This window comes from Lutibacter litoralis, assembly GCF_014646675.1.
GTDB lineage: Bacteria > Bacteroidota > Bacteroidia > Flavobacteriales > Flavobacteriaceae > Lutibacter > Lutibacter litoralis.
This window is the reverse complement of the sequence record NZ_BMNS01000011.1, coordinates 37045-48023: the sequence shown is the minus strand read 5'-3', so window position 1 is coordinate 48023 and position 10979 is coordinate 37045. Positions and strand designations below refer to the sequence as shown.

At 29.1% G+C, this 10979-nt stretch carries 10 protein-coding genes; 6 read left to right on the top strand and 4 right to left on the bottom strand.

The window, feature by feature from the left end; all coding sequences use genetic code 11:
- Positions 1–147: 147 nt before the first annotated feature.
- Both porQ and cmk read left to right on the top strand, forming a co-directional pair.
- Positions 148–1158 (top strand): type IX secretion system protein PorQ, encoded by a 1011-nt coding sequence (gene porQ / locus IEW75_RS15055; RefSeq protein WP_134246290.1) that lies wholly within the window; start codon positions 148–150, stop codon positions 1156–1158.
- An 8-nt stretch (positions 1159–1166) separates the two neighbouring features.
- Positions 1167–1859, top strand: a complete 693-nt coding sequence (gene cmk, locus IEW75_RS15050) for a (d)CMP kinase (RefSeq protein ID WP_134246291.1) — start codon at positions 1167–1169, stop codon at positions 1857–1859.
- Here cmk and IEW75_RS15045 read toward each other — a convergent pair.
- Entirely contained in the window at positions 1856–2488 is a 633-nt protein-coding gene (locus IEW75_RS15045) for a 7-carboxy-7-deazaguanine synthase QueE (RefSeq protein ID WP_134246292.1), read from the bottom strand. The two genes, cmk and IEW75_RS15045, sit on opposite strands and share 4 nt — an antisense overlap.
- Positions 2489–2592: 104 nt before the next feature.
- Here IEW75_RS15045 and IEW75_RS15040 point away from each other — a divergent pair, with 104 nt between their 5' ends.
- Positions 2593–4104 carry a helicase HerA-like domain-containing protein gene (locus IEW75_RS15040; RefSeq protein ID WP_134246293.1) on the top strand — a complete coding sequence of 504 codons (1512 nt, stop codon included), beginning with the start codon at positions 2593–2595 and terminating at the stop codon, positions 4102–4104.
- A 61-nt stretch (positions 4105–4165) separates the two neighbouring features.
- Positions 4166–4729, top strand: coding sequence for a hypothetical protein (locus tag IEW75_RS15035; protein ID WP_229714474.1), 564 nt, complete (start codon positions 4166–4168; stop codon positions 4727–4729).
- Here IEW75_RS15035 and IEW75_RS15030 read toward each other — a convergent pair.
- On the bottom strand, positions 4726–6084 hold the full coding sequence (locus IEW75_RS15030) for an MBL fold metallo-hydrolase RNA specificity domain-containing protein (protein WP_134246294.1): 1359 nt from the start codon (positions 6082–6084) through the stop codon (positions 4726–4728). The two genes, IEW75_RS15035 and IEW75_RS15030, sit on opposite strands and share 4 nt — an antisense overlap.
- Before the next feature lie 160 nt (positions 6085–6244).
- On the opposite strand from IEW75_RS15030, the gene IEW75_RS15025 reads away from it, so the two are divergent.
- On the top strand, positions 6245–6604 hold the full coding sequence (locus IEW75_RS15025; RefSeq protein WP_134246295.1) for a cupin domain-containing protein: 360 nt from the start codon (positions 6245–6247) through the stop codon (positions 6602–6604).
- A gap of 41 nt (positions 6605–6645) precedes the next feature.
- Here the strand turns inward: IEW75_RS15025 and IEW75_RS15020 are convergent, their stop codons facing one another.
- Together IEW75_RS15020 and ffh are read right to left on the bottom strand one after the other, a co-directional pair.
- Positions 6646–7521, bottom strand: coding sequence for a bifunctional 5,10-methylenetetrahydrofolate dehydrogenase/5,10-methenyltetrahydrofolate cyclohydrolase (locus IEW75_RS15020; protein WP_134246296.1), 876 nt, complete (start codon positions 7519–7521; stop codon positions 6646–6648).
- 55 nt (positions 7522–7576) lie between these two features.
- Positions 7577–8908 carry a signal recognition particle protein gene (gene ffh, locus IEW75_RS15015; RefSeq protein ID WP_134246297.1) on the bottom strand — a complete coding sequence of 444 codons (1332 nt, stop codon included), beginning with the start codon at positions 8906–8908 and terminating at the stop codon, positions 7577–7579.
- Positions 8909–9210: 302 nt separating this feature from the next.
- On the opposite strand from ffh, the gene IEW75_RS15010 reads away from it, so the two are divergent.
- Positions 9211–10899, top strand: coding sequence for an FAD-dependent oxidoreductase (locus tag IEW75_RS15010; protein ID WP_134246298.1), 1689 nt, complete (start codon positions 9211–9213; stop codon positions 10897–10899).
- Positions 10900–10979: the final 80 nt, after the last annotated feature.

Sequence of the window (10979 nt, the reverse complement as noted above, 5' to 3'; positions counted from 1 at the left end):
ACTGCCACTAGGTGGGAGAGTATGTCACCGCCTTTCTTTTGAAAAACCTTCAATTTAATTATTGAAGGTTTTTTTTTGATTTATTGTGAAATTTGTCATTCTAAATTATCTTTTAAAGGTAAATTAGTTTTATTTTGTACTCAAGAAATGAAAAAAATATTTTTACTTTTATTTTTAGGATCAGCTCATCTATTTGCTCAAGTAGGTGGAGAAAGTATATATAAATTTCTGAATATACCAGGTTCTGCTAGACAGGCTTCTTTAGGAGGTAATATTTTAAATTTACGAGATGATGTAAATCAACCTAACTGGAATCCGGCAACGATAAATAGTAATCTTGAGAATCAGTTATCAGTTAGTTATTTAAATTATATTGCTGATTTAAATCTTGCCACCGTTTCTTACGCTTTTAAAATAAATGATAAATTAGGTAGTTTTCATTCTTCAATTAGGTATTTGAATTATGGAAAATTTGTTGGTGCTGATGAAGATGGTTTAGAAACAGGGAATTTTAGTGCTTATGATTTAGCATTTTCAGTTGGGTATGCCTATAATATACCGAATTCGGACTTTTTTGTGGGTGCAAATATTAAACTTATCAATTCAGTAATTGAAAACTATTCTTCTTTTGGTATAGGTACGGATTTTGGTATTCTATTTAATTCAATAGATACCCCTTATAATTTTACTTTAGTAGTTAGAAATGTTGGATATCAGGTTTCAGTTTATGAAGAGGAGAGAGAACATTTACCTACACAAATTGACTTTGGAGCATCGTATAAGTTGCAGAATGTGCCAATAACTTGGTTTTTAACAATTGATAATATTCAAAAATGGGATATTTCTGTGAGCAACCCTTCAAATTTAACTACTGATATAGATGGTGTTGTTACAAAAGAAGAAATAAGTTTTTTTGAAAACGCTATTCGTCATTTTTCAATTGGTGCAGAACTCTTTTCTGAAAATGCTTTTAACATTCGTTTAGGATATAATTTTAGAAGGTCTAAAGAGTTAATGTTAGTTGATAAAAGAACTTTTGCAGGTTTTACAGCGGGTTTTGGTTTGAGAATGAAAAAACTAAAATTTAGTTATGCATTTACTAAATATCACCCAGCTTCAAATGCAAGTACATTTAGTTTACTAATTAATTTAAATTAACTATAAAATTGAATAAAATTACTATAGCCATTGATGGTTTTTCTTCTACAGGTAAAAGTACAATAGCGAAACAATTGGCAAAAAAATTAAAATATGTTTATGTTGATTCCGGTGCAATGTATAGAGCTGTTACTTATTTTGCAATGGAAAATAATATTATTTCACACACTTTTTTTTATAAAGATGAATTAATAAAAAGATTAGATGATATTATTTTAACTTTTAAATATAACACATCTCTTGGTTTTGCTGAGATTTACTTGAACAATGTAAATATTGAAAAAGAAATAAGAACTTTGGGAGTTTCAAAACTTGTTAGTAAAGTTGCGGAAGTTTCAGAAGTTAGAAAAAAGTTAGTTGAGCAACAAAAGAAATTTGGTGAAAACAAAGGAGTTGTAATGGATGGAAGAGATATAGGTACTGTTGTTTTTCCGAATGCAGAATTAAAACTTTTTATGAATGCATCAGCAAGTAAAAGAGCAAAAAGACGTTTTGATGAACTTATTAAACGTGGAGATCAGGTTACTTTTGAAGAAATATTAAAAAATGTTGAATATAGAGATCATATTGATTCTACACGAGAGGATTCTCCACTAATGAAAGCTGATGACGCAATTGAAATTGATAATTCTGATTTAACTTTAGAAGAACAATTCGATAAGATCTATACAATAGTTCAAGAAAAGTTAAAGACAGTTTAAGGTATATTTAAGTATTTATGAGTTTGTAGTGAAATTTTCCAATGTGGATTTTTCATAACAAATTCAACTATTAAAGGTGTCATTTTTTCTCTTTTACTCCACTCTGGTTGTAAATATAGTTCACAGTTGGTATTTACTTTTGCAGCTTGTTCTTCAGCAAATTTAAAATCGTGATTATTTGAAATTATAACTTTTAACTCATGCGCTTCATTATAAATTTCATTTAAAGGAAGTTTTGTTTTTTTTGGAGATAGACAAATCCAGTTCCATTTACCAGATAATGGATAAGCGCCAGAAGTTTCAATATGTGTTTTTAGATTTAGTGATTGTAATTTTGTTGTAATATAATCTAAACTCCACATTAAAGGTTCTCCTCCTGTAACCACAACAGTATTTGCGTATTTTTTTGCATTTTCAACAATAGTATCAGTGTTAGTTGGAGGATGTAATTTTGCGTTCCAACTTTCTTTAACATCACACCAATGACAGCCAACATCACAACCTCCAATTCTAATAAAATAAGCAGCTTTTCCTGTATGAAAACCTTCCCCTTGGATTGTATAGAACTCTTCCATCAAAGGTAACATTTCACCTTTATTAATTTGTTGTTGTATTGCTTCATTTATCATGCTGCAAATATAAACATTAAGGCTAACATTAAATATATAGAATATAATTTCTATTGAAATTTTTAATTTGAGTTTTATATCTTATTTTTAACAAAATTTTTGAGATGGACAGAAAAAAAGCTTTTTTTAATCATATTACCGAAGGATACTCAACCAAAGGAGATTTTATAACATTTGGTTCAGCTATGTTAGACGGAGAAACCATAAAAGATGCTTTTGTAAAAGTGCCATTAAAAACATTGAATAGGCATGGATTAATTGCTGGAGCTACAGGAACTGGTAAAACAAAGTCATTGCAAGTAATGGCTGAAAACTTATCTGAAAAAGGCATTCCTGTACTTTTAATGGATATTAAAGGAGATTTAAGTGGATTAGCTATGCCAAGCCCTGGGCATAGAAAAATTGACGAAAGACATGAAGCTATTGGATTACCTTTTGAAGCTAAAAAATTTCCTATTGAAGTCTTGTCAATTTCTGAACAAGAAGGAGTTAGATTAAGAGCAACAATTTCAGAATTTGGTCCAGTTTTATTATCAAGAATTTTAGATTTAACAGAAACTCAAAGTGGAATAGTATCCATAATTTTTAAATATTGTGATGACAATAAACTTCCATTATTAGATTTAAAAGATTTTAAAAAAATATTACAATATGCAACTGCAGAAGGAAAAGAAGAAATTCAAGCTGAATATGGAAGAATTTCAACGGCAAGTACTGGGGCTATTTTAAGAAAGATTGTTGAAATTGATCAACAAGGAGGTGATTTATTTTTTGGTGAACGTTCTTTTGATGTAAAAGATTTGGTGCGAACAGATTCAGACAGAAAAGGGATAATTTCAGTATTGCGTTTAACAGATATACAAGATAAACCTAAATTGTTTTCAACATTTATGCTGCAGCTATTGGCTGAAATATATTCAACATTTCCTGAACAAGGTGATAGTGAAAAACCTGAATTAGTCATATTTATAGATGAAGCTCATTTAATATTTGAAGAAGCTTCAAAAGCATTATTATCTCAAATTGAGAGTATTGTAAAACTAATACGTTCTAAAGGAATTGGGTTATTTTTTGTAACTCAAAACCCAAAAGATGTTCCAGAAGATGTGTTGGCGCAGTTAGGTTTAAAAGTGCAACATGCGTTAAGAGCATTTACAGCCAAAGATAGAAAGGCTATAAAATTAGCTGCTGAGAATTACCCAGATTCTGAATATTACGATGTTGATGAATCTTTGACTCAATTAGGAATTGGAGAAGCATTTGTTTCTGTTTTAAACGAAAAGGGAATTCCAACGCCATTAGCTGCAACAATGATGCGAGCTCCAATGAGTAGAATGGATATTTTATCCGACAGAGAATTAAAGGAATTAATTGATACTTCGAGATTGTATTATAAGTATAGTGAAGTTATTGATAGAGAAAGTGCTTATGAAATATTAAATGAAAAAATTGAGGCAATAAACAAAAAAGAAGCAATTGAAGAAAAAAAACAACAAGCCTCAAAATCAACTAGAAGATCAGCAAGTAAAAGCACAAGAATGAACCCTATTTTAAAAGTAGTTACAAGTGCCACTTTTATTAGAGGCGTTTTAGGAATATTAAAACGTGTTATATAATTTCAAATAAATTATAATATTAAACGTTACTATTAAATTATATAAAAATTGTAATTAAATTATGTCATTGTTAAAAAGATGTTTTATTGTATTAATTTCATTAGTATTTATACAATGTGGAAAAGAAAACCAGTTTCTAATTGAAAAAGGAAATGTAGGGTTATTAAATAAGCAAACTTCTATTTTAGAATTAAAAACAATATTTAAAATGGATTCAATAGCTTCAAATTTCCCTAATGAAGATGAAAAAGATAAAATTTTTTCTCTTGATAAAAAGGAATATGTTATTTTTTCAAAAAACGGAAAAAAATTATTGGAAATTGTTCCAACCGATCAAAAAGATTCTTTATCAAAAATAAGAAGTATTCAAATTTTTGATTCTAATTATATTACGGATAAAGGAATTTCTTTAAAATCAACATTTAAAGAAATTAATGAGAATTATATGGTAAACAAGGTTGAAACGACATTAACATCTGCAACACTTTTTATTGATGAGTTAAATGCTACTATTTCTATAGATAAAAAGGAATTAGGGTTAAATTCTTTTAGTAGAGAAGAAGTTTCTATTGATCAAATTCCGGATATTGCAAAAATTAAATACTTTACTATTTGGTTTAATTAGTTCAAATAATACATGTTATTCATTTTAGCAACAGTACAGTTCCAATTTAAATCAGTTTTTATTTTAACTTTTAAAGCTTGACTCTGGTGTGGTTCGCCATGATTTATGAATGTTAAAACTGGAGCCCTTTTAAAATGTTTTAACCAATCTAGTAATTCAGATTGATCGGCGTGACCAGAGAAAGCATTTATCTTAAATATTTCAGCATTTATTTTATGAAATTTACCAAAAAACTTTATTTCAGAATCACCAGCTAATAAAGCTCTACCTCTTGTTCCTTCTGCTTGAAACCCAACAATTAAAATACTATTTTTTTTATCTTCAATATATTTATCTAGATAGTGTAAAACTCTTCCTCCTGTAAGCATGCCACTTCCAGCCAATACAATTTTTGGAGCATCATCATTTACTACTGCTTTCGAAGCGCTAATATTGCTAATTAAATGTACAGTATTTAACATACTTTTTACATCTTTTTTGCTTAAATTATGAATATTTTCATGCTTAAAATAAACTTCTGTAGCATTGACTCCCATCGGACTATCTAAATAAATAGGAATATTTGGAAGTTTTTTTTCACGTTTTAAAATACTTAATAGGTATATAATTTCTTGAGCTCTTTCTACTGAAAAGGTTGGAATAATTAAAATACCTTTTTTAGAATATGTATGCTTTATATACTTATTCAATTCATCAGTAATTGAAATATCTTTATGAATTCTATTGCCGTAAGTAGACTCAATAACTAAATAATTGGCTTTCTCAATATATTCAAATTGAGGTAATAGAATAGGTTTTTTTCTACCAATATCTCCTGAAAAGGCGATGATTTTTTCATTTACTTTTATTAAAACAAATGCACTTCCTAAAATATGCCCACTATTTAAAAATTTAAATTGAATTTCTTCATCAATAGTATTCCACTTATTTAATTCAAAAGTTTTAAGGTGTAAAATAACTTTTTTAGCATCTTCAACATCGTATAAAGGTTTCGCAGGTTTGTGTTTTGTATATTCATATTTATTTCCTCGTTTGGCATCTTCTTCTTGTATTTTACCGCTATCTAATAAAATAATTTCAGTTAAATCTTTGGTAGCTTCTGTACAATAGATTTCGCCTTTGTAGCCATTTTTAATGAGTACAGGCAGATATCCAGAATGATCTAAATGCGCATGCGTAAGTATTACCAAATCCAATTCGTTTAAATCTACAGGGAGTTTATCCCAATTTTTAAGTCTTAATTCTTTTAGACCTTGAAATAAACCACAATCAATTAAAATTTTTTTATAATTGATTTCCAATAAAATTTTTGACCCTGTAACAGTACCTGCTCCTCCTAAAAATGTAAGTTTCATTTTTTTAGATTTTTATAATTAATACTATAAATTGAGGTGAGATTCACTTACTAATTTACGATTTTTAAATCATTTTTTAGTATTTTTAAATGATAAAAATAGGAAGAAGAACAATCTTTATAAATAAGTGAAATAGATAAGTTGATAAAAAGTTATTTAAATGAAAAAATATTATATTCAAAAATCACCATTTATTGTACCAACTACAGACGGTAAATTAATTGAAGAACATTTTGGTTTAGCAAGTGTTATTTCAGAATTAAGTATTGCACGTATGATTGCGCCACCAAAGTGGAGTGAACCTTTCCAAACTCCAGATTTTGATGAATATACCTACATTATTAAAGGAAAAAAACAGTTTAATATTGATGGAAAATTGGTTGTTTTGGAAGCAGGTGAGTCTATTAAAATTTTAAAAGGAACAAGAGTTCAGTATTCCAATCCGTTTAATAAAGAATGTGAATATATAGCAATTTGTTTACCAGCCTTTTCAATGGATCTGGTAAATAGAGAAGCATAAAAAGATGAGCAATTATTGTTGGAATCTTTTAAAGAAAAAAATTAACTTTTTCTTTCACACGCTAACAATGTATTTTTCAAAAGCATTGCAATTGTCATAGGTCCAACACCACCCGGAACAGGAGTTATAAAAGCTGATTTCGGGCTAACACTTTTAAAATCCACATCACCAGCTAGTCTATAACCTCGTTTTTTTGTAGCATCTTCAACTCTTGTGATTCCTACATCAATAATAGTAACACCATCTTTAATCATATCGCCAGTTAAAAACTCTGGAATACCTAATGCAGCAATAATAATATCAGCTTGTAAAGTAAATTCTTTTAAGTTTTTTGTTCGGCTATGAGCAACTGTAACTGTTGCATTTCCAGCAGGTCTTTTTTGGCTCATTAAAATGCTCATTGGGCGTCCAACTATATGACTTCTACCAATCACAACCACGTGTTTACCAGAAGTTTCAACATTATAACGTTCTAATAATTCTAAAATTCCAAACGGTGTTGCTGGTAAAAAAGAAGGTAAATCTAGCGTCATTTTACCAACATTAGTTGGATGAAATCCATCTACATCTTTATCTGGGTTTACAGCCATTAATACATTTTGCTCGTTAATATGTTTGGGTAATGGTAATTGTATTATAAAACCATCAATATCATTGTTATTATTAAGGTTTTGAATTTCTTTTAGTAAAGTTTCTTCTGAAGTTTCTTCGGGTAAATCAATTAATGTAGAATTAAAACCAACCAGTTCACAAGCTTTTACTTTGGCATTTACATAAGTCATACTTGCACCATCAGTACCCACTAAAATAGCTGCTAAATGAGGTGTTTTTTTACCTTCAGTTTTAAGTTTTTTTACAGATTCAGCAATTTCTACTTTTAAATCTGCTGAAGTTTTTTTTCCGTCAAGTAAAATCATTGTATTGGTTTTAAAATATTTTTTAAAAAAGGCAAACAATTACGTTTTTCTAATTTTATTTTCCCATTCCTTTCATCATTTGCATCATTTGTCTGCTGCCACCTCCTTGCATCATTTTCATCATTTTACTCATTTGAGTAAACTGTTTTAATAACTGATTAACTTCTTGGATACTTGTTCCAGACCCTTTTGCAATACGTTTTTTTCGTGTTGCATTAATAGTTTTTGGTTCACTTCTTTCACCTGGAGTCATAGAGTGTATCATTGCTTCAATTCCTTTAAAAGCATCATCATCTATATCCACATCTTTCATCATTTTTCCAGCACCAGGTATCATCCCCATCAAATCTTTCATGTTACCCATTTTCTTGATTTGCTGAATTTGTTTTAAAAAGTCATCAAAACCAAATTGATCTTTCGCAATTTTTTTTTGAATTTTTCTAGCCTCTTCTTCATCGTATTGTTCTTGAGCACGTTCTACTAAAGAAACAACATCACCCATTCCCAAAATTCTGTCTGCCATTCGGTCTGGATAGAAAACATCAATTGCTTCCATTTTTTCTCCAGTACCAATAAATTTAATTGGTTTATTAACAACAGATTTTATAGATAAAGCTGCACCACCACGGGTATCACCATCTAATTTTGTAAGTACAACACCTTCAAAATTTAAAATATCATTAAAAGCTTTAGCAGTATTTACAGCATCTTGTCCAGTCATAGAATCTACCACAAATAAGGTTTCGTGCGGATTTACAGCTTTATGAATATTCGAAATTTCGGTCATCATAGCTTCATCAACAGCTAATCGCCCTGCTGTATCAATAATAACAACATTTTTACCAGTTTCTTTTGCATGCTTCAGTGCATTCTGGGAAATTTCAACTGGATTTTGATTCCCAATTTCGGCGTAAACTTCAACTCCAATTTGTTCTCCAACAACTTGTAACTGATTGATTGCTGCAGGTCTGTAAACATCACAACCAACTAATAAAACATTTTTATTTTTTTTATTTTTTAAGTAATTTGCAAGTTTTCCAGAAAAAGTAGTTTTACCAGAACCTTGTAAACCAGACATTAAAATAACTGTTGGTGTGCCTGAAAGGTTAATTCCTACAGTTTCTCCACCCATTAATTCAGTTAGTTCATCTTTTACAATTTTAACCATTAATTGCCCAGGATTTAAAGATGTTAAAACATCTTGTCCTAGTGCTTTTTCTTTAACCGTATTTGTAAAGTTTTTAGCTATTTTAAAGTTAACATCGGCATCTAACAGCGCTCTTCTTACTTCTTTTAAAGTTTCAGCAACATTTACTTCTGTAATTTTTCCATGACCTTTAAGTACATGAAGGGCTTTATCTAATTTATCACTTAAATTATTAAACATATTCTTGCATCAATTTTTTAGAATTGCAAAGATAACAAAAATCAATAAAAATCAATTTTTCTGTTGCTCATTTTATGTTTTCAATGTTTTAAATAAAAATTTTGGTATTCATAGCTATTTTAGAGAGATTCTGTATTAAAATTGAATTACTTAAATGTTGAACTAATAAAATATAAAAGGGAGTTTTAAACATTCATAGATTCTTAAAAAGTAACAACAATTACGTAAACGAAATAGTAATAATAATTACGTTCTATTAGAAAAAAAAGTTAAAAATTTGCACTTAAATTTAAAAATATACAATGAAAAGAATAATTGTAATTGGAGGTTTGTCCGCAGGACCATCTGCAGCAGCAAAAGCAAGAAGAGAAGATGAAAATGCTGAAATAGTTCTGTTTGAAAAAGGAGCAAATATAAGTTATGCTACTTGTGGAATGCCGTATGCTTTTTCTGGTATTATTGAAGACAGAAGCAATTTAATTGTAGTTAAACCAGAATTATTAAAAACCCGTTTTAATATAGATGTTCGTTTAAATGAAGAGATTCTTAAAATTGATACAGATAATAAAATTGTGTATTCCAAGAAAGGAGATTATAGTTATGACACATTAGTTTTTGCAACTGGTGCAAATTCGATTGTTCCTCCAATAAAAAATATTGAAAAAGCTACAAATTGTTCTACTTGCAGAAGTATGATTGATTTTGATAAAATTACCAAAGAAGGTTTGGCTTCAAATTCAAAGCACGTTACAGTTATTGGAGCAGGATTAATTGGTACAGAAGTAGCTGAAAATTTAAAAGAAGCTGGAAAAGAGGTTACACTTATTGAAGGAGACAGCCAGATTTTAAATATGTGGCAACAAAAATTTGGGAATTTTGCGGAAACTGTTCTTAAAGAAAAAGGAATTGAAGTATTAACTTCTAGTTTAGTTTCAGAATTTGAATTAGATGAAAATTGGAAAATTAAAGGTTTAAAAACAAAAGAAGGTTTTACTATAAAAACCGATTTTGTTATTTTAAGTATTGGCATAAAACCAAATACAGATTTATTACTTGAAAATGGAGCAGCCCATATTGGTAATGGAGCTTTAAAAGTAAACGAACGCATGGAAACATCTATTAAAGATATTTTTGCAGCAGGAGATAATGTTGCCATTAAAAACTTACAAACTGGTGAGTATGATTATTTTCCATTAGGAACGCATTCAAACAAAGCTGGTAGAGCAGCAGGAGCAAATGCAGTTGGAAAAGATATTCAATTTAAAGGAGCCTATAAAACTGCGATAATAAAAGTTTTTGATTATACTTTGGCGCGAACTGGCTTGAATCCAAATTCTTTACAAGATTTAAAAATTCCTTATAAAACAGTACTTACAATTGCAGGAGCAACTCCTGGGTATTACCCGGATCAAAAGGATTTAATAACGGAAATTTATTATGATAGTGAAACCGAAGAAATATTAGGAGCAGAGTTATTTGGTGAAGTTGGTGTGGATAAACGCATAGATGTTTTAAGCACTGCTATTTATGCGAAGCTAAAGATTACAGATTTAGCGCAATTAGATTTGGCGTATGCACCACCATTTTCTCCAGCAAAAGATCCTGTTGTAGTTTCTAGTTTTGTTACAGAAAATATTTTAAATAATAAAAGTGTTCAAGTTTCTGTTGAGGAATTAAACTATTTTTTAAATGAAAAGACTTTAGAAGAGTATACTTTAATTGATGTAAGAACAGTTGAAGAATATGAAAAGGGCACGATTCCAAGCGCAATTAATTATCCGTTAGATTCTTTAAGAAGTAATATCGAAACTATTAAAACATTAAATAAGCCAATTATTATTTTTTGTCAGAAGGGCTTAAGAGGTTATTTAGCTGAACTCATTTTAAAACATAATAATATTAAAAATATAGTTAATGTAGCAGGAGGATATAAATTATGGAAAATGTATAATGAAAAAAATGAAGTTCCTAAATTTGTTTTAGTTAAATAGGTAAAAACATTTTTTAAACACCTCTATTTTTAAAAATAGAGGTGTTTTTTTATTCTATAAACTCTTAGGGCTTTAAAATA